Annotated in this window: 22 protein-coding genes and 5 tRNA genes; 11 read left to right on the top strand and 16 right to left on the bottom strand. The window is 69.7% G+C overall.

The genetic code is table 11. The features are described from left to right. Positions 1 to 156 precede the first annotated feature (156 nt). From ACFXGX_RS38760 to ACFXGX_RS38750, 3 genes are all read right to left on the bottom strand, one after another. Positions 157 to 1,314 carry a D-alanine--D-alanine ligase family protein gene (locus ACFXGX_RS38760; RefSeq protein WP_384801670.1) on the bottom strand — a complete coding sequence of 386 codons (1,158 nt, stop codon included), beginning with the start codon at positions 1,312 to 1,314 and terminating at the stop codon, positions 157 to 159. 117 nt (positions 1,315 to 1,431) lie between these two features. Then, positions 1,432 to 2,442, bottom strand: coding sequence for an NAD(P)H-dependent glycerol-3-phosphate dehydrogenase (locus ACFXGX_RS38755; RefSeq protein ID WP_384801668.1), 1,011 nt, complete (start codon positions 2,440 to 2,442; stop codon positions 1,432 to 1,434). Beyond that, positions 2,439 to 3,209 carry a lysophospholipid acyltransferase family protein gene (locus tag ACFXGX_RS38750; RefSeq protein ID WP_384801665.1) on the bottom strand — a complete coding sequence of 257 codons (771 nt, stop codon included), beginning with the start codon at positions 3,207 to 3,209 and terminating at the stop codon, positions 2,439 to 2,441. The genes ACFXGX_RS38755 and ACFXGX_RS38750 overlap by 4 nt, the downstream gene beginning before the upstream one ends. A gap of 144 nt (positions 3,210 to 3,353) precedes the next feature. Here ACFXGX_RS38750 and cofC point away from each other — a divergent pair, with 144 nt between their 5' ends. Both cofC and ACFXGX_RS38740 read left to right on the top strand, forming a co-directional pair. After that, positions 3,354 to 3,992, top strand: a complete 639-nt coding sequence (gene cofC / locus ACFXGX_RS38745; protein ID WP_384801662.1) for a 2-phospho-L-lactate guanylyltransferase — start codon at positions 3,354 to 3,356, stop codon at positions 3,990 to 3,992. A gap of 34 nt (positions 3,993 to 4,026) precedes the next feature. Then, positions 4,027 to 4,230 carry a hypothetical protein gene (locus ACFXGX_RS38740; protein ID WP_384801659.1) on the top strand — a complete coding sequence of 68 codons (204 nt, stop codon included), beginning with the start codon at positions 4,027 to 4,029 and terminating at the stop codon, positions 4,228 to 4,230. A gap of 130 nt (positions 4,231 to 4,360) precedes the next feature. On the opposite strand, the gene ACFXGX_RS38735 is transcribed toward ACFXGX_RS38740, so the two are convergent. The 4 genes from ACFXGX_RS38735 to leuC form a co-directional block, all read right to left on the bottom strand. Next, positions 4,361 to 4,996 carry an HU family DNA-binding protein gene (locus ACFXGX_RS38735; RefSeq protein ID WP_384801656.1) on the bottom strand — a complete coding sequence of 212 codons (636 nt, stop codon included), beginning with the start codon at positions 4,994 to 4,996 and terminating at the stop codon, positions 4,361 to 4,363. A gap of 138 nt (positions 4,997 to 5,134) precedes the next feature. Next, positions 5,135 to 5,365, bottom strand: a complete 231-nt coding sequence (locus ACFXGX_RS38730; protein ID WP_361683201.1) for a hypothetical protein — start codon at positions 5,363 to 5,365, stop codon at positions 5,135 to 5,137. Between the two features lie 275 nt (positions 5,366 to 5,640). Beyond that, a complete protein-coding gene (leuD, locus tag ACFXGX_RS38725; RefSeq protein ID WP_384801653.1) occupies positions 5,641 to 6,234 on the bottom strand; it encodes a 3-isopropylmalate dehydratase small subunit in 594 nt (197 codons plus the stop codon). Positions 6,235 to 6,239: 5 nt separating this feature from the next. After that, positions 6,240 to 7,664 carry a 3-isopropylmalate dehydratase large subunit gene (gene leuC, locus ACFXGX_RS38720; RefSeq protein ID WP_384801650.1) on the bottom strand — a complete coding sequence of 475 codons (1,425 nt, stop codon included), beginning with the start codon at positions 7,662 to 7,664 and terminating at the stop codon, positions 6,240 to 6,242. A gap of 191 nt (positions 7,665 to 7,855) precedes the next feature. On the opposite strand from leuC, the gene ndgR reads away from it, so the two are divergent. Beyond that, positions 7,856 to 8,572, top strand: coding sequence for an IclR family transcriptional regulator NdgR (gene ndgR, locus ACFXGX_RS38715; protein ID WP_006383662.1), 717 nt, complete (start codon positions 7,856 to 7,858; stop codon positions 8,570 to 8,572). A gap of 231 nt (positions 8,573 to 8,803) precedes the next feature. On the opposite strand, the gene ACFXGX_RS38710 is transcribed toward ndgR, so the two are convergent. The 9 genes from ACFXGX_RS38710 to ACFXGX_RS38670 form a co-directional block, all read right to left on the bottom strand. Further along, positions 8,804 to 8,876, bottom strand: a tRNA-Glu gene (locus ACFXGX_RS38710). Between the two features lie 29 nt (positions 8,877 to 8,905). After that, positions 8,906 to 8,977: transfer RNA gene (locus ACFXGX_RS38705), tRNA-Gln, on the bottom strand. A 26-nt stretch (positions 8,978 to 9,003) separates the two neighbouring features. Further along, positions 9,004 to 9,076 (bottom strand) — tRNA-Glu (locus ACFXGX_RS38700). A 62-nt stretch (positions 9,077 to 9,138) separates the two neighbouring features. Further along, positions 9,139 to 9,211, bottom strand: a tRNA-Glu gene (locus ACFXGX_RS38695). Between the two features lie 42 nt (positions 9,212 to 9,253). Next, a tRNA-Gln gene (locus ACFXGX_RS38690) sits at positions 9,254 to 9,325 on the bottom strand. A gap of 90 nt (positions 9,326 to 9,415) precedes the next feature. Continuing rightward, a complete protein-coding gene (locus ACFXGX_RS38685) occupies positions 9,416 to 10,150 on the bottom strand; it encodes an HAD family hydrolase (protein WP_384801647.1) in 735 nt (244 codons plus the stop codon). A gap of 451 nt (positions 10,151 to 10,601) precedes the next feature. After that, positions 10,602 to 12,071, bottom strand: a complete 1,470-nt coding sequence (gene gltX, locus ACFXGX_RS38680; protein ID WP_384801644.1) for a glutamate--tRNA ligase — start codon at positions 12,069 to 12,071, stop codon at positions 10,602 to 10,604. Then, entirely contained in the window at positions 12,064 to 12,840 is a 777-nt protein-coding gene (locus ACFXGX_RS38675) for a fumarylacetoacetate hydrolase family protein (RefSeq protein WP_384801641.1), read from the bottom strand. The genes gltX and ACFXGX_RS38675 overlap by 8 nt, the downstream gene beginning before the upstream one ends. A 16-nt stretch (positions 12,841 to 12,856) precedes the next feature. Next, positions 12,857 to 13,081: a hypothetical protein gene (locus ACFXGX_RS38670; protein WP_384801638.1), complete on the bottom strand. Its 225-nt coding sequence runs from the start codon at positions 13,079 to 13,081 to the stop codon at positions 12,857 to 12,859. A gap of 601 nt (positions 13,082 to 13,682) precedes the next feature. On the opposite strand from ACFXGX_RS38670, the gene ACFXGX_RS38665 reads away from it, so the two are divergent. The 8 genes from ACFXGX_RS38665 to ACFXGX_RS38630 all read left to right on the top strand — a co-directional run bounded on the left by ACFXGX_RS38665 (position 13,683) and on the right by ACFXGX_RS38630 (position 24,148). Further along, entirely contained in the window at positions 13,683 to 17,417 is a 3,735-nt protein-coding gene (locus ACFXGX_RS38665) for a nitrate- and nitrite sensing domain-containing protein (RefSeq protein ID WP_384801636.1), read from the top strand. 9 nt (positions 17,418 to 17,426) lie between these two features. Continuing rightward, the gene (locus ACFXGX_RS38660; protein ID WP_355761633.1) at positions 17,427 to 17,840 is read left to right on the top strand and encodes a roadblock/LC7 domain-containing protein; all 414 of its coding nucleotides are present in this window, start codon (positions 17,427 to 17,429) and stop codon (positions 17,838 to 17,840) included. Positions 17,841 to 17,951: 111 nt separating this feature from the next. Next, positions 17,952 to 18,350, top strand: a complete 399-nt coding sequence (locus tag ACFXGX_RS38655) for a DUF742 domain-containing protein (protein WP_384801633.1) — start codon at positions 17,952 to 17,954, stop codon at positions 18,348 to 18,350. Next, a complete protein-coding gene (locus tag ACFXGX_RS38650) occupies positions 18,331 to 18,906 on the top strand; it encodes an ATP/GTP-binding protein (RefSeq protein WP_028802395.1) in 576 nt (191 codons plus the stop codon). The genes ACFXGX_RS38655 and ACFXGX_RS38650 overlap by 20 nt, the downstream gene beginning before the upstream one ends. A gap of 351 nt (positions 18,907 to 19,257) precedes the next feature. After that, positions 19,258 to 22,476, top strand: a complete 3,219-nt coding sequence (locus tag ACFXGX_RS38645) for a nitrate- and nitrite sensing domain-containing protein (RefSeq protein WP_384801630.1) — start codon at positions 19,258 to 19,260, stop codon at positions 22,474 to 22,476. 11 nt (positions 22,477 to 22,487) lie between these two features. After that, positions 22,488 to 22,901 (top strand): roadblock/LC7 domain-containing protein, encoded by a 414-nt coding sequence (locus ACFXGX_RS38640; protein ID WP_261709979.1) that lies wholly within the window; start codon positions 22,488 to 22,490, stop codon positions 22,899 to 22,901. Positions 22,902 to 22,995: 94 nt separating this feature from the next. Continuing rightward, positions 22,996 to 23,586 carry a DUF742 domain-containing protein gene (locus ACFXGX_RS38635; protein ID WP_384801626.1) on the top strand — a complete coding sequence of 197 codons (591 nt, stop codon included), beginning with the start codon at positions 22,996 to 22,998 and terminating at the stop codon, positions 23,584 to 23,586. After that, positions 23,567 to 24,148, top strand: coding sequence for an ATP/GTP-binding protein (locus ACFXGX_RS38630; protein ID WP_351123795.1), 582 nt, complete (start codon positions 23,567 to 23,569; stop codon positions 24,146 to 24,148). The genes ACFXGX_RS38635 and ACFXGX_RS38630 overlap by 20 nt, the downstream gene beginning before the upstream one ends. The last annotated feature ends 36 nt before the right edge of the window (positions 24,149 to 24,184 follow it).

Here is a 24,184-nt window from a genome sequence, read left to right as displayed (position 1 = left end):
CCGCCCCCCCACCCCCCCGCGTGGCGTGGGGCGTCCGCCCCGGACCCCGGGCCGGGGGGGGCCGCGCCCCCGGGGGGGCTCGTCCCGCGGGCCGCCCCGGCAACCACGGCGACCCCCGCGGGCACCCCCGACTGACGTGCTGGTCCCGCGGGCCGCTCAGCGCAGTCCGGTGGACCGCCGCAGTGCCGCCTGGATCAGGCGGTCGACGAGTTCCGCGTAGCCGACGCCCGTCTCCCGCCACATCCGCGGGTACATGGAGATCGGCGTGAAGCCGGGCATCGTGTTGATCTCGTTGATCACGAACTCGCCGTCCTCGGTGAGGAAGAAGTCCGCGCGGACCAGACCCTCGCAGGAGGCCGCCTCGAAGGCCTCGACGGCCAGCCGGCGGACCTCGGCGGTCTGCTCCTCGGTGAGCGGCGCCGGCACGATGCCGTCGGCGGCGTCGATGTACTTGGCCTCGAAGTCGTAGAACGCGTGCGACTGCACGGGCGGGATCTCCGCGGGGACCGAGGCGCGCGGCCCGTCCTCGAACTCCAGGACACCGCACTCGATCTCGCGGCCGCGCAGCAGCGCCTCCACGATGATCTTCGGGTCGTGCCGCTGGGCCTCCTCGATCGCCTCGTCGAGGCCCGCGAGGTCGTCGACCTTCGTGATGCCGAACGACGAACCCGCGCGCGCGGGCTTCACGAAGAGCGGCCAGCCGTGCTCGCCCGCGAAGTCGACGATCTTCTTGCGGGCGGCGGACCGGTCCTGCTGCCACTCGCGCGGCCGGATCACCACGTACGGGCCCACCTTCAGGCCGAACGAGGTGAACACCCGCTTCATGTAGTCCTTGTCCTGGCCGACGGCCGAGGCGAGGACGCCCGAGCCGACGTAGGGGACGCCGGACAGCTCCAGGAGGCCCTGGAGGGTGCCGTCCTCGCCGTACGGGCCGTGCAGCATCGGGAAGACGACGTCGACCTCGCCGAGCGCCTTGGGGACCGACCCGGGCTCGTTGTAGACGACTTCACGGTTGGCGGGGTCGACGGGGAGCACCACGCCGCCCTCGCCGGACTCGGCGAGCTGGTCGACGCTCGGCTGCTTGCGGTCGACGATCGCCATACGTTCCGGCTCGTCCGCGGTGAGCGCCCAACGGCCGTCCTGGGTGATGCCGATCGGCAGTACGTCGTACTTCGTACGGTCGATGGCGCTCAGGACGGCGCCGGCCGTGACCACGGAGATCCCGTGTTCGGAGCTGCGGCCGCCGAAGACGACGGCCACGCGCGGCTTGCGAGGCGCCTGCTCAGGGCTCTGGGGGAGGTTCTCGGTGCTCATATCGCGTTGAGAGTACCCGGTGGTACGGCGGTGAGTCAGCGCCCCACGGCGGCTGTTGCTCAGCGTCGTACCCACCGTTGCGGAGCGTCGCCCACCTGGCGGTTCGGCGGGGACGGCTCAGCGGCGTTCGGACTTCGCGCTGCGCCCCATCAGCTCCTTGAGGGCGACCACCGGCGGCTTGCCCTCGTGGACGATGCTGACGACCGTCTCCGTGATCGGCATGTCGACGCCGTGCCGGCGCGCCAGATCCAGCACCGACTCGCAGGACTTGACTCCCTCGGCGGTCTGCCGGGTGACCGCGATGGTCTCCTGGAGGGTCATGCCCCGGCCGAGGTTGATGCCGAAGGTGTGGTTGCGGGACAGCGGCGAGGAGCAAGTCGCGGCGAGGTCGCCGAGGCCCGCGAGGCCGGAGAACGTCATCGGGTCCGCGCCCATGACGAGTCCGAGCCGGGTGGTCTCGGCCAGGCCGCGGGTGATCAGCGAGCCCTTGGCGTTGTCGCCCAGGCCCATGCCGTCCGCGATGCCGACGGCGAGGCCGATCACGTTCTTGACGGCTCCGCCGAGTTCACAGCCCACCACGTCGGTGTTGGTGTACGGGCGGAAGTACGGCGTGTGGCAGGCGGTCTGGATGCGCCGGGCCACCGCCTCGTCGCGGCAGGCGACGACCCCGGCCGCGGGCATCCGCTGGGCGACCTCCTTGGCGAGGTTGGGCCCGGTGACGACGGCGACGCGGTCGGCGGAGACCTTGGCGACCTCCTCGATGACCTCGCTCATCCGCTTCACGGTGCCGAGTTCGACGCCCTTCATGAGCGAGACGAGCACGGTGTCGGGGGCGAGCAGCGGCACCCATTCCGCGAGGTTGCCGCGCAGCGTCTGGGAGGGGACGGCGAGGACGGTGAAGTCGGCGCCGCGGGCGGCCTCGGCCGGGTCGGCGGTGGCCCGCAGGTTCTCCGGGAGTTCGATCCCCGGGAGGTAGTCCGGGTTCATCCGCGTGGAGTTGACCGCGTCGGCGAGTTCGGGACGGCGCGCCCACAGGGTGACGTCGCACCCCGCGTCGGCGAGCACCATGCCGAAGGCCGTACCCCACGATCCGGTTCCGAAGACGGCCGCCCTGACCGGCTTGCTCACGTGCCCTGCCCTTCTTCCTGCTGTGCCTTCGACTTGGTCACGGCCTTGCGGCGCTGTGCGATGCGCACCTCGCGCGGGTCGTACACGTTCTCGGGCGCCTTCTCGCCGCGGATCAGCTCGAGCTGCGCGGTGATGGCCGCCATGATGACCTCGGTGACCTCCTTGAGGAGGTCCGGGTTCATCTCCCGGCCGTAGTAGCGCGAGAGGTCCACCGGCGGGCCCGCGAGCACGTGGTGGGTCTTGCGCGGGAGGATCTCGGGCTTCTTGGCGTACGGGGGCAGCAGTTCGTTGGCGCCCCACTGGGCGACCGGGATGACCGGGCACCTGGTCTGCAGGGCGACGCGCGCGGCACCGGTCTTGCCGGTCATCGGCCAGCCGTCGGGGTCACGGGTGAGCGTGCCCTCGGGGTAGAACGCGACGCACTCACCGCGTTCCACGGCGTCGATCGCGGCCCGGAAGGCGCTCAGGGCGTCGGTGCTCTCGCGGTAGACGGGAATCTGTCCGGTGCCGCGCATCGCGGCGCCGACGAATCCCTTCTTGAAAAGCCCGGCCTTCGCCAGGAAGCGCGGAACACGCCCGGTGTTGTACTGGTAGTGCGCATACGCGAACGGGTCCACGTGCGAATTGTGGTTCACCGCGGTGATAAATCCGCCCTCGGCCGGAATGTTCTCCATCCCACGCCAGTCCCGCTTGATCAGAACCACGAGCGGCGGTTTGACGAGAACCGCTGCAAAGCGGTACCAGAAGCCGATTCTGCGGCGGGGCACGCGGACACCTTCCTCTAGAGCCTGGGGGGCCGCACAAGTGTCGCTCCAGGCCGCCTGTCTGTCGAGAACACCGTACGCCCCGACACCCCGACCGCCAGGGTGACCAGGTCACAATAAGGCGTGACTGGAGAGGGTGGAGCGCTCGTGCGGTGGACCTTGGTCGTACCCCTCAAACCCCTGGCGCGCGCCAAGAGCAGGCTCGCGGACACCGCTTCCGACGTACTGCGCCCGGGCCTCGCCCTCGCGTTCGCGCAGGACACCGTGGCGGCGGCGCTGGCCTGCGCCGCCGTGCGGGATGTGGCGGTCGTCACGGGTGACGTCGTGGCCGGCAGGGAGCTGGCCGCGCTCGGCGCGCGGATCGTCGCGGACGAGCCGGGCGGGGGCCTCAACGCGGCGCTGGCGCACGGCGCGGGTGTCGTACGGGCCCGGGATCCCGAAAGCGCCGTCGCGGCCCTGAACGCCGATCTGCCCGCTCTGCGGCCTTCGGAATTGGCCCGGGTACTGACCGCCGCGGGCGAATTCCCGCGCGCTTTTCTGGCCGATGCTGCTGCAATCGGCACCACGCTCCTGGCCGCATCCCCGGGCCGGGAATTGCTGCCCGCTTTCGGCGGTGATTCCCGGGCCCGCCATCGCGCCTCGGGGGCCGCGGAACTCCGTCTCGACGCGGTGGATTCCGTACGCCGGGACGTGGACACCAGGGAGGATCTGCGGGCGGCGCTGACGCTGGGAGTGGGACCGCGCACGCAGGCGGCGGCGGCGCGGCTGCTCATTCCCGGGCAGTAGGCGGACGGCGGCGGGCGAGCCGTAGGCTGCCCCCATGCAGGCGACCTCGTACACGTACGACCCCGGGACACGCAGCGGACAGGTGCTGCTCGACGACGGCACACCGGTGCCCTTCGACGGTCCGGCGTTCGACGCCGGCGGGCTGCGGCTGCTGCGGCCGGGGCAGCGCGTGCGGATCGAGACCGAGGGCGAGGGCGCGGGGCTCCGGATCACTCTGATCACGCTGCAGACGTTCTGAACCCCCGCGCCGGCGGACGTTCCGCACCCCCACACCCCCGCACCCCCGCACTCCCGCGCCGCGGACACGCCGCGGGCCGGGCTCCCCTGGGGAGCCCGGCCCGGCGCGTGACGTGCCCTGTACCCGCTCTCTAGCGGGCGGTGGCCTTCTTGGCGGTGGTCTTGCGAGCCGTCGACTTCTTGGCGGGGGCCTTCTTGGCCGTGGCCTTCTTCGCCGGAGCCTTCTTGGCGGCGGTCTTCTTGGCCGCGGTCGTCTTCGCCGTCGTCTTCTTGGCGGCGGCCGTCTTCGCCGTCGTCTTCTTCGCCGTGGTCTTCTTCGCGGCGGCCGTGGTCTTCCTCGCCGTCGTCTTCTTCGCCACGGCCTTGCTCGCCGCCGCCTTCTTGGCGGTGGTGGCCTTCTTGGCCGCGGCCTTCTTCACCGTCGCGGAAGCGCCGCCGGAGAGGCTGCCCTTCGGGGCCTTCTTGACCGCGACGTCGTTCTTCGGGAGCTTCTTCGAGCCGCTCACCAGGTCCTTGAAGCCCTGGCCGGCACGGAATCGCGGCACGGAGGTCTTCTTGACCCGAACACGCTCACCCGTCTGAGGGTTGCGGGCGTAGCGGGCGGGACGGTCGACCTTCTCGAAGGAACCGAAGCCCGTGACCGAGACCCGGTCTCCGCCGACAACCGCACGGACAATGGCGTCCAGTACCGCGTCGACCGCGTCGGCGGCCTGCTGACGCCCGCCGACCTTGTCGGCAATCGCTTCTACGAGCTGCGCCTTGTTCACGTCTTCCCCTTCGGAGACATTGCCCGAACGAATGCGTTCAAGCTTTTTCGCACGTTAGGCAGATATATACCGCAAATCAAACACGAAACGGGCTAATCACCCTTGTGCCGCAACGAACTCGGGCCGTAGCGCAGTTCGTCAGTGATCCCCTTCGAGGAATCGGCCCTCGTCGAGGTCGGTGGTGAACCGCTCCAGCCGCCTTGTCGCGTCGGCGAGATCGTGCTTGGCCGCGGCCGTAATGACCAGCAGCTTCCGGGTCAGCGCCATCCGTACGCCCTCCGGGACTTGCAGTGCGCGCACTCTTGTGTGCGCTTCCTTGAGTTGGTCCGCGACCGCCGCGTAGAGCTCGAGTTGGCCGTCACGTTCCATGCACAGATTGTGCCATCTGGGGCGAGTTGTCGCCTGCGCAGGGGGTAACTGCCGCCCCCCGGAGGCCTCCTGACCCCCTTGGCCGGAAGTCGCCCACGTACCCGCCTACCCGGACAACCCGCCTTGTAACTAAGGGAGTTGACCGGCCTCGTGGGGGCCTGCGGGGACCCTCCGGGAGCGGAAATGGCTGTACCCCCAACCGTCCACGATTGGGGGTACAGAGGGGTGTTGCATGGCTGAAATGAGTCGGGCCGGGCCGTGGCCCGGCCCGGGGGTCAGACCTGGAGCGTCTTCGGCTTGTGCGAGGGCCGCTTGGCCTCGTACGCCGCGATGTCGCCCTCGTTCTGGAGGGTGATGGAGATGTCGTCCAGCCCGTTCAGCAGCCGCCAGCGGGCGTTCTCGTCGAGCTCGAAGGCGGCGGTGACGCCCTCGGCGCGCACCTCACGGGCCTCCAGGTCGACCGTGATCTCCGCCTGCGGGTCCCGCTCCGACAGTTCCTGGAGGGCGTCCACGATCTTCTGGTCCAGAACCACCGTGAGCAGGCCGTTCTTGAGCGAGTTACCGCGGAAGATGTCGGCGAACCGGGAGGAGATGACGGTCTTGAAGCCGTAGTTCTGCAGCGCCCAGACGGCGTGCTCGCGGGAGGAGCCCGTACCGAAGTCGGGGCCCGCGACCAGAACCGTGGCGCCCTGGCGCTCGGGCTGGTTGAGGACGAAGGAGGCGTCCTTGCGCCAAGCCTCGAAGAGACCGTCCTCGAAGCCGTCCCTGGTCACCTTCTTGAGCCAGTGGGCGGGGATGATCTGGTCGGTGTCGACGTTGCCGCGGCGCAGCGGGACGGCCCGGCCGGTGTGCTTGGTGAATGCTTCCATGGCTCTCAGACTCCAGCGGGCACGGGGGCGTCGGACAGGTCGGCCGGGGAGGCCAGGTGGCCGAGGACCGCCGAGGCGGCGGCGACCTGCGGCGAGACCAGGTGCGTCCGGCCGCCCTTGCCCTGCCTGCCCTCGAAGTTGCGGTTGGAGGTGGACGCGGAGCGCTCACCGGGGGCGAGCTGGTCGGGGTTCATACCCAGACACATCGAGCAGCCCGCGTGCCGCCATTCGGCGCCGGCCTCCTTGAAGACCACGTCCAGGCCCTCGGAGACGGCCTGGAGTCCGACCCGCGCGGAACCGGGGACGACCAGCATCCGTACGCCGTCGGCGACTTTGCGGCCCCCGACGACCGCGGCGGCCGCGCGCAGGTCCTCGATACGGCCGTTGGTGCACGAACCTACGAAGACGGTGTCGACCTTGATGTCGCGCAGCGGCTGTCCGGCGGTCAACCCCATGTATTCCAGGGCCTTTTCGGCTGCCAGGCGCTCCGAAGCGTCTTCGTACGAAGCCGGGTCGGGGACGTTCGCCGAAAGCGGCGCTCCCTGGCCGGGGTTGGTGCCCCAGGTGACGAACGGCGACAGTGCGGTGGCGTCGATGACGACCTCCGTGTCGAATTCGGCGTCGTCGTCGGACCTCAGCGTCTTCCAGTACGCGACGGCGGCGTCCCAGTCCTCGCCCTCGGGCGCGTGGGCGCGGCCCTTGAGGTAGTCGAAGGTCGTCTCGTCGGGGGCGATCATGCCCGCGCGGGCGCCGGCCTCGATCGACATGTTGCAGATGGTCATCCGGGCCTCCATCGAGAGCTTCTCGATGGCGGGACCGCGGTATTCCAGGATGTATCCCTGGCCGCCGCCCGTACCGATCTTGGCGATGATCGCCAGGATCAGGTCTTTCGCGGTGACAGCGTCGGGCAGCTCGCCGTCGACGGTGATGGCCATGGTCTTGGGGCGGGCCAGCGGCAGCGTCTGGGTGGCCAGCACGTGCTCCACCTGCGAGGTGCCGATGCCGAACGCCAGGGCGCCGAAGGCGCCGTGGGTGGAGGTGTGCGAGTCGCCGCAGACCACCGTGGTGCCCGGCTGGGTCAGACCGAGCTGCGGTCCCACCACGTGCACCACGCCCTGCTCGACGTCGCCCAGCGAGTGCAGCCGCACGCCGAACTCGGCGGCGTTCTTGCGCAGCGTCTCGAGCTGGACACGCGAGACCGGGTCCGCGATGGGCTTGTCGATGTCGAGGGTCGGGGTGTTGTGATCCTCGGTCGCGATGGTGAGGTCGAGGCGCCGCACCGGACGGCCCGCCTGACGCAGGCCGTCGAAGGCCTGCGGGCTGGTCACCTCGTGCAGCAGGTGCAGATCGATGAAGAGGAGGTCGGGCTCGCCCTCGGCGCGCCGGACGACGTGGTCGTCCCAGACCTTCTCCGCGAGTGTCCTACCCATCGCTTTCCCTCCGGCCGGCTCGTGTGGCGCCGGCCCAACTAGAGATTTCCGGGGCGGTGGACGTCCGCACCCCTCGTGCCGGACGTCGTCCGCCGGGCCCGTTGGTCCGCGGGCCGCTGTGTCTACAAGGGTGGCGCGTTCCACCGGAAATTGAACTTGCGTTTCACAGAGTGAGACGCGAGTATCGTTTCATGGACAACAGTAGCGGCGTCGGCGTTCTGGACAAGGCAGCCCTTGTCCTGAGCGCCCTGGAGTCCGGTCCGGCCACCCTCGCAGGCTTGGTCGCGGCGACCGGACTGGCACGACCCACGGCACATCGCCTCGCCGTGGCACTTGAACACCACCGCATGGTGGCGCGCGACATGCAGGGCCGTTTCATACTCGGCCCCCGGCTCGCGGAGCTGGCCGCGGCCGCCGGTGAGGACCGCCTCCTCGCGACGGCCGGTCCCGTGCTCACGCACCTGAGGGACCTCACGGGCGAGAGCGCGCAGCTCTACCGCCGCCAGGGCGACATGCGCATCTGCGTCGCCGCGGCCGAGCGGCTGTCCGGTCTGCGGGACACGGTCCCGGTGGGCTCCACCCTCACCATGAAGGCCGGTTCCTCCGCCCAGATCCTGATGGCCTGGGAGGAGCCGGAGCGGCTGCACCGGGGCCTGCAGGGCGCCCGCTTCACCGCGACCGCGCTGTCGGGAGTACGGCGCCGTGGCTGGGCCCAGTCGATCGGTGAGCGCGAGCCGGGCGTGGCGTCCGTCTCCGCGCCGGTCCGCGGCCCCTCGAACCGCGTCGTGGCCGCCGTCTCGGTCTCCGGGCCGATCGAGCGTCTGACCCGGCACCCGGGCCGCATGCACGCCCAGGCGGTCATCGACGCCGCCGGGCGTCTCTCCGAGGCCCTGCGCCGCACGGGCTGACCTTCACCCGCTCCCGTGTGACGGGAGGGCCGGCCTCAACGCCGCGGCAGGCTCTCCCCGATGCACATCGTCCCTTGAGCGGGGTGTACCGGCCTTCGGGCCCGGTGCACCCCGCCGCCTCGTTTCCGGGGTGATCCAACTCATGGCGAGGCGCCACGAGTTGATCTCCGAAGAGTTGATCTCGGAATGCCGAAAGGGCCCCCACCGAAGTGGAGACCCTTGCGGACCGTGTACCCCCGACCGGATTCGAACCGGCGCTACTGCCGTGAGAGGGCAGCGTGCTAGGCCGCTACACAACGGGGGCCTGAATCCTGCGTTTCCGCAGATTCGGGGCTGGGCTACCAGGACTCGAACCTAGAATGACGGTACCAGAAACCGTAGTGTTGCCAATTACACCATAGCCCATGGTGGTTCAGACCAATGCTGGTCAGTACCCCCGACCGGATTCGAACCGGCGCTACTGCCGTGAGAGGGCAGCGTGCTAGGCCGCTACACAACGGGGGCCCTAGCGATCCTGCATGGAGGGCAGCGGGTGCGACCCGGACTGCCTTCCTGAGAAGGATCTGTACCCCCGACCGGATTCGAACCGGCGCTACTGCCGTGAGAGGGCAGCGTGCTAGGCCGCTACACAACGGGGGCGTTGCGGATCTGGATCTCCGCGGTGCAGATGAGCTCTGCGAGCTGGCCTACCAGGACTCGAACCTAGAATGACGGTACCAGAAACCGTAGTGTTGCCAATTACACCATAGGCCACAGAAACGCAATCCCGTACGAAGATCTTGTTTCGGCTGACGTCTCCGGGCTCCGGCCTTTCGGCCCGCTCCCGGCGGCGCAGAAGGAACATTACCCGAAGGTGGACCCCACTCCAAAACGGGTATCCGCGGCAAGGACCGCGGGCAACTCGGCGAGCGATCCGATGCGATGCGGACCCCTTTGTCCGGCGGCGCCGGCGGCATGGGCTCCGTCCCGGTCGATCCATACCGAGAGCAGACCGGCGTCGGCGGCGCCGCGTCCGTCGATCTCCGGATGGTCCCCGACGTAGGCGACGCGGTGGGGCGGCAGCCCGAGGGCGTCGCAGGCCGCGTGGAAGGCGGCCGCGGCGGGTTTGGAGACGCCGAGCTCGGCGGCGCACAGGATGGCCTCGAAGCGGTCGTGCACACCGAGGACGCGCAGCTTGCGGTCCTGCACGAGGAGGCTGGAGTTGGAGAGCACCGCGTGCCGGTGGCCGGCGGCGAGCGCGTCGAGGGCGGGCAGGACGTCCGGGAAGAGCGCCCAGGCGCCCTCGTAGTGCGTGACGTACCGGTCGAACCACGCGTCGGCCTCGGTGTCGTCGAGCGACTCCCCCAGGAACACCCGGACGCGGTCCCGGCGCTGGCCCTGCCAGTCCGTCTCCCCGGCGGCGTACCTCGCCCACTGGGCGTCGGTGATCTCCCGCCAGCGCGCGAGGGCCTGTTCGACGGTCGTACCGCCGTCGAGCAGACCCTCGGCCGCGAGATGGTCCCGCATGCCCGCCCTGTCGGCGCTCGTGTAGTCGAAGAGCGTGTCGTCGATGTCCCAGACCACGGCGTCGATGCTCATGCGCCGACGGTATCGCCGGGGGCGGGTGGCTGTCCCTCGGGCGGCGACGACCACCCGCGAGCGGGGAGGACGGAACGCACGCCGTGACGACCGCCACTCGGCGCCGACCCGCCAGACCCCCGCAGCCGACACCGGTCCACGTGACGACGACCACGTGGCGCCGGACCGCGTGACGACAGCCGTCCGGCGCCGACCCACGCGACAACCGCACCCGACGCCGGGCCGCGTGACAACTGCCACTTGGCGCCGGCCCGCGCGACGACCGCGCTCGGCGCCGGCCCGCGTGACGACGGCCACGTAGCGCCGGTCCCCGTGACAACTGCCACGTGACGCCGGTCCGCGTGGCGGCCGGGTCCGGCGCCGGGCCCCGTGACCGTCACCACCCGTACCCGGTCCTCTCGGGGGTGGGCGGGGGCGCCCCCCCCCCCCCCCCCCCCTCACGCACTCCGCCTTAAGCGGCCAGCTTCGCCAGCGCCGCGTCGACGCGTGCCAGCGTCTCCTCCTTGCCCAGGATCTCCAGGGACTCGAAGAGCGGCAGGCCGACCGTGCGGCCGGTGACGGCGACGCGGACCGGGGCCTGGGCCTTGCCGAGCTTCAGGCCGTGCTCCTCACCGGCGGCCAGGACGGCCTCCTTGAGGGACTCCGGGGAGGTCCAGTCGGCCGCCTCCAGCTTCTCGCGGGCCGTGCGGAGCAGGGCGTCGCTGCCCTCCTTCATGGCCTTCGCCCAGGACGCCTCGTCGACGGCCGGCTCCGGCAGGAACAGGAAGTCGACGTTGTCCGTGATCTCGGAGAGCACCTTCATCCGCGACTGGGCGTGCGGGGCGATCGCCTGCCACTTCGCCTCGTCGAAGTCCTCCGGCGCCCAGGGCGCGAAGGGGGCGCGCAGCCACGGGGCGCAGCGCTCGGTGAAGTCCTTCACGTCGAGCATGCGGATGTGGTCGGCGTTGATCGCCTCGCACTTCTTCAGGTCGAAGCGGGCCGGGTTCGGGTTCACGTCCGTGACGTCGAACGCGGCGACCATCTCGTCAATCGAGAAGATGTCGCGGTCGGCGGCGAGCGACCAGCCGAGCAGGGAGAGGTAGTTCAGCAGGCCCTCGGGGAGGAAGCCGCGCTCCCGGTACAGGTTGAGCGAGGACTCCGGGTCGCGCTTGGAGAGCTTCTTGTTGCCCTCGCCCATCACGTACGGGAGGTGGCCGAAGGCCGGGGTCTCCTTGGCGATGCCCAGCTCGGTCAGCGCCTTGTAGAGGGCGACCTGGCGGGGGGTGGAGGAGAGCAGGTCCTCGCCGCGCAGGACGTGGGTGATCTCCATCAGGGCGTCGTCGACGGGGTTGACGAGCGTGTACAGCGGGGCGCCGTTGGCGCGGACGATGCCGTAGTCCGGGACGTTCTCCGGGAGGTACGTGATCTCGCCGCGGACCAGGTCGTCGAAGGTGATCGCCTCGTCGGGCATCCGGAAGCGGACGATGGGCGCGCGGCCCTCGGCCTCGTAGGCGGCCTTCTGCTCGGCGGACAGGTCGCGGCAGTGGCCGTCGTAGCCGGAGGGCTTGCCTGCGGCGCGGGCCGCGTCACGGCGGGTGTCCAGCTCCTCGGTCGAGCAGTAGCAGCGGTACGCGTGGCCCGCGTCCAGGAGCTTGGCGGCGACATCCGCGTAGATGTCCATGCGCTGCGACTGGCGGTACGGCGCGTGCGGGCCGCCGATCTCGGGGCCCTCGTCCCAGTCGAAGCCCAGCCAGCGCATCGAGTCGAGGAGCTGGTCGTACGACTCCTCGGAGTCGCGGGCCGCGTCGGTGTCCTCGATGCGGAAGACCAGGGTGCCCTCGTTGTGCCGGGCGAACGCCCAGTTGAACAGGGCGGTGCGGACCAGCCCGACGTGGGGGTTGCCGGTCGGGGAGGGACAGAAACGTACACGGACGTTAGCCACGCTTGATCACCTTGTTGGTGAGAGTGCCGATGCCTTCGATGGTGACGGCGACCTCGTCGCCGACGTTCAGGGGGCCGACCCCGGCCGGGGTGCCGGTGAGGATCACGTCGCCGGGGAGCAGCGTCATGGCCTCGGTGATGTTGACGATCAGGTCCTCGATGGAGTGGATCATCTCGCTCGTACGGCCGAGCTGGCGCTGCTGCCCGTTGACCGTGCACTGGATGGTCAGGTCGGTGGGGTCGAGGTCCGTCTCCACCCAGGGGCCGAGCGGGCAGGAGCTGTCGAAGCCCTTGGCGCGGGCCCACTGCTTCTCGCGCTTCTGCACGTCGCGGGCCGTGACGTCGTTGGCGCAGGTGTAGCCGAGGATGACGTCCTTGACGCGCTCGCGCGGGACCTCGCGGCACATACGGCCGATGACGACGGCGAGCTCCGCCTCGTGGTGCAGCTCGCTGGAGAAGGAGGGGTACTGGATCGGGTCGCCGGGGCCGACCACGGAGGTCGACGGCTTGAAGAAGGCGAACGGGGCGTCGGGCACCTCGTTGCCGAGTTCCTTGGCGTGCTCCGCGTAGTTGCGGCCGTAGGCCACGACCTTGTTCGGGAGCACCGGCGGCAGCAGCCGGACCTTGTTCAGCGGGACCTTCGTACCGGAGAGCTCGAAGTCCGCGAACGGGATGCCCTTGATGATGTCGAGGACGAGCTCGTCCGGCCTGTCGCCCTCGACCGCGCCGAAAGCGACGTTGCCGTCGATGGAGAATCTGGCGATGCGCACGGGATCCTTGCGCCCCTCACTGAGCTGGCTGGAGTCTGACGCTCCAGGCTAACGCGGCAAGGGCTGCGGACTTCGCGTATATCCGCCGGGGTGGTGAGCGGCGGGGGTTGGCGGTCTGGAGCGGGAGGACGACCGCGTGCTCCGGCCGCTCCGGCGTACGCAGGGCGTCGGCGTCCTCGAGGTGCGCCAGCGTCGTGCGCTGCGGATTGGCAATGTTGCGGAACATCATCGTCGTCTTCACCGTTTTGCTCGACCTTGTCGTCCTGGGCGCCGGTCGGGGTCAAAGAGCCCCACATAGGCGCGGGTTGTCGGATTCGCCATCCCTGTAAAGCGTCAGGCTAAACATTCAATTCCCTGGCGATGACGTGAAGAGGCCATGATCGGCGTGTGAGTTTCCTCACTCGCCAAGGGGCAAACCGGTCAATCGAGGCCCCCAACTGGGGCCGACCAAACGGACATTACGCCACTGAACCAGCCATTCCGCTCCTGATCATCTCGACTGGGACAGGGTATGCGGGCCCATGGCTCGTAGGCCTATGCCCGGTATGTACGAGAACCCTTTACACACCTCGTGACCTGTCACTCACATCCTGTCACGAAGGTCACAGCCTGGTACACGGGCCTTGTTGGAGATCCTGGGCTGTGCTGGAATTCCTCGGACCGCCGCGGATTTCACGATCCAGCGCGCAGGGGCGCTACTGAGCGCCGAGTGGCGGCGGGAAGGGGGAGCCTGCGCCGGTCACTTTGACCACATACACAGGGCGCATCTGCGTCCGTGTACAACGCCGACACCGTCCCGCCGTTCCAGCGGAGGGGCGCCTGGTCCAGAGGTTGCGACGCTAGTGCAGGGACGTTTCAAGAGGGATGGCAGCGCTTCGGCGGAGCCGGAGCCGCGCGGCGGGACCGACCGCGGTTCCTCGCCCCAGCACGCCCAGAACCCGGGACCGGCAGAAGTCGGCGGCAGCGGTGAACACTCCGCTCGCGCCGGCGCGAAGCCCAAGGCTCCCGCCACCACGACCGACGCCACGAAGAGCGCCACACCGGGCCACGGCTCGCGCGTAGCCCTGCGGAACTGGCGCATCTCGACGCGACTCGTCTCGCTGCTCGCACTCCCCGTGGTCGCCGCGACCTCGCTGGGTGCGCTCCGCATCAACGAGTCGATGGACAACATCCAGCAGCTCGACAACATGCGGCTGCTGACCGAGATGACCAAGCAGGCCACCGAGCTCGCCGCCGCCCTCCAGAAGGAGCGCGACGAGTCGGCCGGTCCGCTGGCCCACGGCGCCCTGTCCAACGACTACGAGGTCAAGTCCGTGCGCGACGCCACGGACGTGGCGAAGAAGCACTTCCTCGAGGGCACCCAGCAGGTCGACGACGCCACGGCCAAGGGCCAGCTCTCCGGCGTGCACGACAGCCTCGTCGGTGTCGTGAGCGAGCTCTACAAGCTCAACCAGATCCGCAGCGACGCCTACAACGACCCGCAGAACGCGACCCAGACGGTGGACGCGTACCACCGCCTGGTCAACGAGCTCCTCGCGCTCTCGCAGGACATGGCCGAGGCGACCAGCAACCCGGAGATGATCCAGCGCACCCGCGCGCTGGCGTCGTTCTCCGCCGCCAAGGAGTACGCCTCCGTCCAGCGGGCCGTCATCGCCGCCGCGCTTCCCACGCGTCCGACGACCTTCGGAACCCTCTCCAAGAACGACCAGCAGTACGCGCTGTCCGCGCAGGAGAGCCAGGAGTCCGAGAACCAGGCCTTCAAGAACATCTACGGCTCCGGCAGCACGGAACTCCTCCTGCCGATCGAGGGCGACAACCCGACGATCAAGTCGGCCGACCAGTACGCCAAGCGCGTGCTGAGCAACCCCGAGGGTCTGAAGACGCAGAACAAGCGGTCCTACAGGGACTGGCTCGACGACGACTCGTCCAAGATCGACCAGATGTCGAAGATCGAGACCACGCTGCTCAGCGAGATGGAGCAGAAGGCCCGTGAGCTGCGCAACCAGTCGCAGAGTGAAGCGATCATCTCCGGTGTCCTGATCCTGCTCGTCCTCGGTGTCTCGCTCGTCGGCGCCTTCGTCGTGGCCCGGTCCATGATCCGCTCGCTGCGCCGCCTGCAGGACACGGCCACCCGGGTCGCCCAGGACCGTCTGCCCGAGCTCGTCAAGCAGCTCTCGGAGTCGGACCCGCAGGACGTCGACACCTCCGTGGAGTCGGTCGGTGTGCACTCCCGGGACGAGATCGGCCAGGTGGCCGCGGCCTTCGACGACGTGCACCGCGAGGCTGTCCGCCTCGCCGCCGAGCAGGCCCTTCTGCGAGGCAACGTCAACGCGATGTTCACCAACCTCTCGCGCCGTTCGCAGGGTCTTATCCAGCGCCAGCTCTCGCTCATATCCGAGCTCGAGTCCCGTGAGGCCGACCCCGACCAGCTCTCCTCGCTGTTCAAGCTCGACCACCTCGCGACCCGCATGCGCCGTAACGGCGAAAACCTCCTCGTCCTCGCCGGTGAAGAGCCCGGCCGTCGCTGGACCCGTCCGGTCCCGCTGGTCGACGTCCTCCGCGCCGCCGCCTCCGAGGTGGAGCAGTACGAGCGCATCGAACTCGCCTCGGTGCCCGGCACCGAGGTCGCCGGCCGGGTCGTCAACGACCTCGTCCACCTGCTCGCAGAGCTGCTGGAGAACGCCACCTCGTTCTCCTCCCCGCAGACCAAGGTCAAGGTCACCGGTCACGCCCTGCCCGACGGCCGTGTGCTGATCGAGATCCACGACACCGGTATCGGTCTGTCCCCCGAGGACCTTGCCGCGATCAACGAGCGGCTCGCCGCCCCGCCCACGGTGGACGTCTCCGTCTCCCGACGCATGGGTCTGTTCGTGGTCGGTCGTCTGTCGCAGCGTCACGGCATCCGCATCCAGCTCCGCCCGTCCGACTCCGGTGGTACGACCGCGCTGGTCATGCTGCCCGTGGACGTCGCCCAGGGCGGCAAGAAGCCCATGCCGAACAAGCCGGGCCAGGGTGCCGGCGGCGGCCCCGCCGCGTCGCAGGCCTCGGCCGGTGTGGCCGCGGCCCGCCGCTCGGGCGGTCCCTCGCTCGGCACCGGCTCCCCCTCCGCTCCCGGCGGTCCCCTCGGGGCCCCGCCGCAGCGCGGACAGGTCGGCTCGGGCCAGGGTCCGCGGGCCGCGCTGCCCGGCACGGGCCAGGGCGGTCGCCCGGGTGCCGCCGGCGGAGCGCGTGGTCCGCAGCAGGGCCAGGGTGGTCAGCAGGGCCGACAGGCTCCCGCCGGCGCGAACGCCTTCGGGCAGAGCCCGCAGCAGGGCTTCCCCGCCCAGAACGGCTCGCAGCAGCAGGGCTTCGGCGACGGAGCGGGTTCCCAGAACGCCTTCGGTGACACGTCCGGCGGCCGCAAGAACTCGTTCGGCAACGGATCCGGCACGGGCCAGACGGGCCAGAACGCCTTCGGTGACAGCAACCAGGCTCCCGCCGCGCCCGCGAAGGCGTCCGGCGGCAAGAGCGGCCGTCGTCGTCCGCAGCTTCCGGGCCGCGGTGGCGCACGCGCCGAGCTGCCCGGCGGCAACACCGGTTCCCGCACGCCGAGCTGGAGCGACGACAACGCGCAGCCGCCGGTTCCGCGCACCTCGCACGACACCCCGCGTGGTCACGAGGACCCCGACGCCACGTCGCGCATGCCGCGCGTCGACGACCGTCAGGGCCCCGCCTCCACGGCGGAGTTCGCCCGCCCCGACTTCGACGCCCCGCGCCCCGGCGCGGGTGCGCCGCAGAACAACGGCCAGAACAACGGCCAGTACGGCTACGGCAACCAGTCCTCCGCCGGCCAGAACCCGGCCGCCACGGGACAGTTCCCCGCCCAGGGCTACGGGGCCTCCCAGTCCCCGTCGTCCACCGGCCAGTTCGCCCAGCCGGGCTACGCGCCTTCCCAGGACCCCGCGTCCACCGGGCAGTTCGCGGCACCCGGCTACGGCAACGGGCAGGGCTCGTCCACCGGACAGTACGAGCGGCCGGCCACCCCACAGGCCCCCGCCCGTCCGCAGACCCCCGAGGCGCTTCCCCCGGCCTCGAACCCCGGTGACGGCCGTACGCCGCTGTACGACACGCTGGAGACCAACTGGTTCCACGGTCAGGCGAACGGCTCGGACGGCGCGCCCGCGGGCGGTGCCGCCCAGAGCAACGGGACGCAGAGCAACGGGTCCCAGGGATACGCCCAGGCTGCCCCCCAGCAGCCGCAGACTCCCCCGGCTCCGCAGCGGCCGGCTGCCGCACCGGCCACCACCTCGTGGCGCAGCTCTCCGAACGACGATCTCGTCAAGCAGGCGGAGCGTTCCCGTAAGCCGTCGGCAGGCGGGATCACCACCTCAGGCCTGCCGCGCCGAGTCCCGCGAGCCAACCTCGTCGCGGGCACGGCACAGCAGCAACAGCACCAAAGCGGTCCGCAGGTCTCGCGTGCGCCCGATGACGTACGCGGCCGGCTGACCAATCTCCGTCGGGGCATTCAGCAGGGTCGACAGGCCGGCAACGGCCAGACCGGCAGCTTCCCCAGCCCCACTCACCAGCAGGAGCGTTAGTTGAGCCCGATGAGCCAGGCGGCACAGAACCTCAACTGGTTGATCACCAACTTCGTGGACAACACCCCCGGGGTGTCCCACACCGTCGTCGTGTCCGCCGACGGACTCCTTCTGGCAATGTCCGAAGGCTTCCCCCGCGACCGCGCGGACCAACTGGCGGCCGTCGCCTCCGGACTCACTTCGCTGACTGCCGGGGCTTCCCGGATCTTCGAAGGCGGCTCGGTGGCCCAGACGGTCGTGGAGATGGAGCGCGGTTTCCTCTTCCTGATGTCGGTTTCGGACGGATCGTCCCTCGCGGTCCTCTCCCACCCGGATTGCGACATCGGCCTTGTCGGCTACGAGATGGCACTGCTCGTCGACCGTGCGGGCGCCGTCCTCACGCCGGACCTGCGTGCCGAACTACAAGGCAGTCTGCTTCACTGACCGCCGCCGGATCCAGACACCGCACGAAATCACCGTCCGGCCGCCACAATCCCCCCACCGGCCCCAACAGACGGCACGACTGACCGACTTGCTGTCCCGCCCGGAGGATTCATGACCCCGCCCCCCGCCTCTCATGATCCGTACGCCGAGTCGTACGGGGATGAAGGCGACCAGCCGCTGGTACGTCCGTACGCGATGACCGGCGGCCGGACCAGGCCGCGGTACCAACTGGCCATAGAAGCTCTGATCAGCACGTCGGCCGATCCGGCCCAGCTGATGGGACTGCTCCCCGAACACCAGCGCATCTGCCACCTGTGCCGGGAAGTGAAGTCGGTGGCCGAGGTGTCGGCCCTCCTGTCCATGCCGCTCGGCGTGGCCAGGATCCTTGTCGCGGACCTCGCCGAGGCCGGACTTGTCGCCATTCACCAGCCTGGCGGCGATGAGAACAACGGCGGCGCGCCGGACGTGACACTGCTCGAAAGGGTGCTCAGTGGACTTCGCAAGCTCTGACGGAGGCCGGGCGACCACCTCCGCGAAGATCGTCGTAGCGGGTGGTTTCGGTGTCGGCAAGACCACGTTCGTGGGTGCCGTCTCCGAGATCAACCCCCTGCGTACCGAGGCCGTCATGACCTCCGCCTCGGCGGGCATCGACGACCTCACCCACACCGGGGACAAGACCACCACCACGGTGGCCATGGACTTCGGACGTATCACCCTCGACCAGGACCTGATCCTGTACCTCTTCGGTACGCCGGGCCAGGACCGCTTCTGGTTCATGTGGGACGACCTGGTCCGCGGCGCCATCGGTGCCGTGGTCCTGGTGGACACCCGGCGTCTCGCCGACTGCTTCCCCGCGGTCGACTACTTCGAGAACAGCGGCCTGCCGTTCGTCATCGCCCTCAACGGCTTCGACGGTCACCAGCCGTACAATCCGGAGGAAGTGCGCGAGGCTCTTCAGATCGGCCCGGACGCTCCGATCATCACGACGGACGCGCGACACCGTGCAGATGCGAAGAGCGCTCTCATCACGCTGGTCGAGCACGCCCTCATGGCACGGCTGCGGTAGCAGCCAAGTAGACGACTCCCTATGGAAGTTGTCGTAGACGCATTGGAGCCGGCTGTGTCATTTGACACGGCCGGCCTCGGTGTTCATAACGTTTCGACAGAGAATTTCGCTGGCCCCGACACGCATAGCGGTCACCCGATGCCCCTGCGTTCATGAAAGCCCCGCCTTTTGGCGGGGCTCGCTCTTTATGACCGTTTTATCTGTGGCCGGCACCACTCGGAATCACCCGTTCCGAGTGTTTGGAATGGCGCTGCTTGACGTGCTGGAATGCGCTGAACTGCCCAGTAGTCAAGGGCGCTGGTAGATACGGCGGCACACAGTAGGTGCCGACGCCGAGAGGTTGTTGGTCGAGTGAGGCGAAGCATGAACGGTCCCGAGCCGTCGGCACGGGGCAACTTCACCCCGCCGGCGCGCGGAGCGGCGCCCGCACAGGTCGCCGGCCCCGAGCCCACGCCGGTGCCCGCACCGAGCGGGAGCCGATTCTCCCCGCGCAACTGGCGCGTGCCGACCAGGCTGAACGCGATCCTGCTCATACCCGTGGTGGTCGGCCTCGTCATGGGCGGCTTCCAGGTGAAGGGCTCGATCGACACCTGGCAGGAAGCGCAGGACGCCGAGAAGACGGCGCGCCTCGTGCAGGCGGCACTGACGTACGGCGACAAGCTGTTCGTCGAGCGCGACCTCAGCGCCGCGCCCCTGCTGTCCGGCAAGGGCGCCAAGGACGCCACGGTCGTGAAGGTCCGCCGCGAGACCGACCTGGCCGCGGACGCCTTCGACGAGGCCGCCCAGAACATGCCCCAGACTCCGGGCCTGGAGCGCCGCCTCACGGTCTTCCGCAACGTCGAGCCCGGTCTCGAGAAGCTGCGGAAAGCCGCGTACACCACCGCGCTTCCCGGTGTGCAGACCGAAGAGGGCTACCTCCAGATCCAGCACCCGCTGATGGAGTTCGCCAACGAGCTCGGTCTGGGCACCGGAAACATCACCAGCTACGGCCGTACCGTCTACGCGATCTCGCTGTCCAAGGCCGCGCTGTCGCTGGAGCGGTCCATCGGTCTGCACCTGCTGATCAAGCCGGGTCCCGGCGTCAGCGGCCTCGCCAGCCAGCGCGTCGCCCTCTCCTCGTACGCCTACCTCGAGGGCATCGCCATCGAGGAGTACAAGGGTGGTGGCACCGAGGCCGACACCGCCAAGCTCGAAGAGGCGTCGGCGAAGATCAAGTCGGAGCTGACCGCGAAGGCCAAGGAAGCCGCGGCCGCCGACCCGACCTACGTGCCGCCGCCCACGGGCGACAACGAGATGGTCAAGGACCTCGCGTCGCTCGCGTCCCCGCTGGAGAGCGACCGGGCGGCACTCGCCGCGAAGGGCGTCACCGCGCAGAACTGGATGGCGGTCAACACCGCCAAGTACAACGCGTACCGCCAGATCGAGTCGGACCTCGCCGACAAGGCCGTGGCCGAGGCCGGTGACATCTCCGACGCGGCTCAGACCGACGCCTTCATCACCGGTGCCATCGTCGTCGTCGCCCTGCTCGCCGCGTTCATCCTGGCCGGCATGGTGGCCCGCCAGATGAGCCGCGCGATGCGCCAGCTCCGCAGCGCCGCCTTCAATGTCGCCGAGCAGCGCCTGCCGATGCTGGTCGACCAGCTCTCGCGCACCGACCCCGGCCGGGTCGACACCCGCGTGCAGCCGATCCCGATCAACACCACGGACGAGATCGGCGAGGTCGCCCGCGCCTTCGACCAGGTCCACCGCGAGGCCGTGCGACTGGCCGCCGAGCAGGCCCTCCTGCGAGGCAACATCAACGCGATCTTCACGAACCTCTCGCGCCGCAACCAGTCACTGATCGAGGGCCAGCTGACCCTGATCACCGACCTGGAGAACAACGAGGCCGACCCGGACCAGCTCGAGAACCTCTTCCGGCTGGACCACCTCGCGACCCGTATGCGCCGCAACGGCGAGAACCTCCTGGTCCTCGCCGGCGAGGAGCCCGGACGCCGCTGGGACCAGCCGGTCCCGCTGGTCGACGTCCTGCGCGCCGCCTCCTCCGAGGTGGAGCAGTACGAGCGCATCGAGCTCTCCGGTGTCCCGGAGGCCGAGATCCACGGCCGCGCCGTGACCGACCTCGTGCACCTGCTCGCCGAGCTCCTGGAGAACGCGACCACGTTCTCCTCCCCGCAGACCAAGGTCCGTGTCACCGCGACCCGTCTCCCCGACGGCCGCGTCATGGTCGAGATCCACGACAAGGGCATCGGCCTCACCGCCGAGGACTTCGCGGACATCAACCACAAGCTGGCCAACCCGCCGACCGTGGACGCCGCGATCTCGCAGCGCATGGGCCTCTTCGTGGTCGGCCGTCTGTCCGACCGCCACGGCATCCGCGTCCAGCTCCGCCCCTCGGGCGAGCAGGCCGGCACCACGTCCCTGGTCATGCTCCCCGACGCCATCACCCACGGTGGCGGTGGCGAGCATCAGCCGATGACCGACGAGTTCACCGTGTCGCAGATCATTCCCGAGCAGCAGCAGCATCATCAGCCGCAGCAGCAGTTCCCGGGCGAGAACTTCGGTATGCAGCAGCAGCAGCCCGTGCTGACCGCCGCGGACCTCGGTTTCGACGACAGCCGCTACGAGGTCCCGGACGACGCCCGTGACCTGGACCCCGTGGGCCGCTCCCTGATGCGTGAGGAGCGCCGTGCGGCCCTGGAGGCCCAGGCGCAGGGTCCGGAGGCCATCGAGGCCCCCCAGGCCTACGCCGACGCCTTCGACGCCCCGGGCGCCCCCTCGTACGACAACGGACAGCCGTCCTTCGACGGCGCCCAGGGCGTGCACGAGGAGCAGCAGACCACGTACGACCAGCAGACGTCGTACGAGGAGCCGCAGCAGGCTGCGTACGACGAGGCGTACTTCCCGTCCAACGGCGGCTACCCTGAGCCCTCCTACACGGAGCCGGCCCAGCAGGAGCACGCCGGGATGGGCGGCTCCGCCCCGGAGACGCCGTCGGGCTACGGTGAGCCGTCCTACCAGGACGACTGGCCGCAGCAGGACGCGTACCAGGGCGGGTACCGGTCCGACTACGCTCCGGAAGCGGGATCTCCGCAGGTCGCTGACGCGAACGAGCGGGACAGCGTAGGCTTTGGTCGTCCGGGTCCGGCCGCTTCGGCCCCCCACACGATGACCGACGCGGGCCTCCCCCGCCGCGGACCCGTCCCCGCCGGCAACGGCCGGCGCCCCGCGGAACCGGCGAGGGAGCAGGCGCCGCCCATGTCCTCCGGGAACACGGGCGACGACTGGCGGTCGTCGAACGACGATCGGTGGCAGCGCGCCGAGCAGCTCAAGAAGCCCAAGGCGGGCGGGGTCACCTCGTCCGGTCTGCCGCGGAGGGTGCCCAAGGCCAACCTGGTCGAGGGAACCGCGGAATCGACCCCCCAGGGCGGCCCCCAGGTCTCCCGTGCTCCCGAAGACGTCCGGGGCAGGCTGAGCAACCTGCGTCGCGGCGTGGAGCGGGGACGCAATGCAGGTAGTGAGACGAACGGCCAGGGCCTCGGTCCTGACAGCACCTACAACCAGGAGCGTTAGTTGTGAGCCCGATGAGCCAGGCGGCACAGAACCTGAACTGGTTGATCACCAATTTCGTGGACAACACCCCCGGGGTGTCGCACACGGTGGTGGTCTCCGCCGACGGACTCCTTCTGGCCATGTCCGAAGGCTTTCCCCGTGACCGCGCCGACCAGTTGGCGGCCGTCGCATCCGGTCTGACCTCTTTGACCGCGGGTGCTTCCCGTATCTTCGAGGGCGGCCATGTGAACCAGACTGTTGTGGAGATGGAGCGAGGATTCCTCTTCCTCATGTCCGTTTCGGACGGTTCTTCACTCGCAGTACTTGCACACCCTGAGGCGGACATCGGTCTCATTGGGTACGAGATGGCGCTTCTGGTGGACCGTGCGGGCACGGTTCTCACTCCGGACCTTCGTGCGGAGCTCCAGGGCAGCCTTCTCAACTAATAGACAGACGGTGCGAATTCGCGTCCCGGGGCCGTAAGGTTTCGGGACGCGGTCCCAGCGTTGTGTGCCCGGCACGGTCGGAGGAGGAGAGAAAGTGGTAACACCCCCAGGCGGTTCGTCTTCGGGCAATTGGTCGTACGGCCCCGGCCAGGGGCAGGGCGATGGTTCAGGCGACCCGAACCGGTACAACTTTCCCCCCTCCGCACCCAGCCAGCGGCGGCCTTACACGCCTCAGGGTCCCCAGGGCCCCGGGCCGTCTCCGTACGACCAGCCGTCGGCTCCGCGCATCCAGCCCGTGCAGCCGCAGCGACGCTCGCCCGAGGCGTCCCCCGCCGGTTCGGCGAGCAACCCCCTGGTGCGTCCGTACGCCATGACGGGTGGCCGCACCAGGCCCCGTTACCAGCTCGCCATCGAGGCGCTGGTGCACACCACCGCGCAGCCTCACCAGATGCAGGGCCAGTTGCCCGAGCATCAGCGCATCTGCAACCTCTGCCGGGAGATCAAGTCGGTGGCCGAAATCTCGGCCCTGCTGACCATCCCTCTCGGTGTGGCCAGGATCCTCGTCGCCGACTTGGCGGAAGCGGGCCTGGTCGCCATTCATCAGCCGGGCGGCGACGAGAGCGCCGGCGGCCAGCCAGCCGTGACATTGCTCGAAAGGGTGCTCAGTGGACTTCGCAAGCTCTAGCGGAGGGCCTTCCCGCTCCACCACGTCCGCGAAGATCGTGGTGGCGGGCGGCTTCGGCGTGGGCAAGACCACGTTCGTCGGCGCCGTCTCGGAGATCAACCCGCTGCGCACCGAGGCCGTCATGACGTCTGCTTCGGCGGGCATCGACGACCTCACCCACACCGGGGACAAGAAGACCACGACGGTCGCCATGGACTTCGGACGTATCACCCTGGACCAGGACCTGATCCTGTACCTCTTCGGTACGCCGGGCCAGGACCGCTTCTGGTTCATGTGGGACGACCTCGTGCGCGGCGCGATCGGCGCGATCGTCCTGGTGGACACCCGCCGTCTCGCCGACTGCTTCCCCGCGGTCGACTACTTCGAGAACAGCGGCCTGCCGTTCGTCATCGCCCTCAACGGCTTCGACGGCAGCCAGCCGTACAACCCGGAGGAGGTCCGCGAGGCCCTCCAGATCGGCCCGGACGCCCCGATCATCACGACGGACGCCCGTCACCGCGCGGACGCCAAGTCCGCGCTGATCACGCTGGTCGAGCACGCCCTCATGGCGCGCCTGCGCTAGCGTCCTCCGCTCGCACGACGACGGCCCCCGCTTCTC

Origin of the sequence: Streptomyces sp. NPDC059371, from assembly GCF_042751995.1 — a bacterium.
In the GTDB taxonomy this organism is placed as follows: Bacteria; Actinomycetota; Actinomycetes; order Streptomycetales; family Streptomycetaceae; genus Streptomyces.
Note: the sequence above shows the minus strand (reverse complement) of the source record. Positions and strands in the feature narration are given on the sequence as shown.

What these genes read in the sequence shown, in the direction of transcription:
- ACFXGX_RS38760 (WP_384801670.1), bottom strand. Translation starts at nt 1,314, where the DNA reads ATGAGCACCGAGAACCTCCCCCAGAGCCCTGAGCAGGCGCCTCGCAAG.
- ACFXGX_RS38740 (WP_384801659.1), top strand. Translation starts at nt 4,027, where the DNA reads ATGCAGGCGACCTCGTACACGTACGACCCCGGGACACGCAGCGGACAG.
- ACFXGX_RS38730 (WP_361683201.1), bottom strand. Translation starts at nt 5,365, where the DNA reads ATGGAACGTGACGGCCAACTCGAGCTCTACGCGGCGGTCGCGGACCAA.
- leuD (WP_384801653.1), bottom strand. Translation starts at nt 6,234, where the DNA reads ATGGAAGCATTCACCAAGCACACCGGCCGGGCCGTCCCGCTGCGCCGC.
- leuC (WP_384801650.1), bottom strand. Translation starts at nt 7,664, where the DNA reads ATGGGTAGGACACTCGCGGAGAAGGTCTGGGACGACCACGTCGTCCGG.
- ndgR (WP_006383662.1), top strand. Translation starts at nt 7,856, where the DNA reads ATGGACAACAGTAGCGGCGTCGGCGTTCTGGACAAGGCAGCCCTTGTC.
- ACFXGX_RS38685 (WP_384801647.1), bottom strand. Translation starts at nt 10,150, where the DNA reads ATGAGCATCGACGCCGTGGTCTGGGACATCGACGACACGCTCTTCGAC.
- ACFXGX_RS38660 (WP_355761633.1), top strand. Translation starts at nt 17,427, where the DNA reads ATGAGCCAGGCGGCACAGAACCTCAACTGGTTGATCACCAACTTCGTG.
- ACFXGX_RS38655 (WP_384801633.1), top strand. Translation starts at nt 17,952, where the DNA reads ATGACCCCGCCCCCCGCCTCTCATGATCCGTACGCCGAGTCGTACGGG.
- ACFXGX_RS38640 (WP_261709979.1), top strand. Translation starts at nt 22,488, where the DNA reads ATGAGCCAGGCGGCACAGAACCTGAACTGGTTGATCACCAATTTCGTG.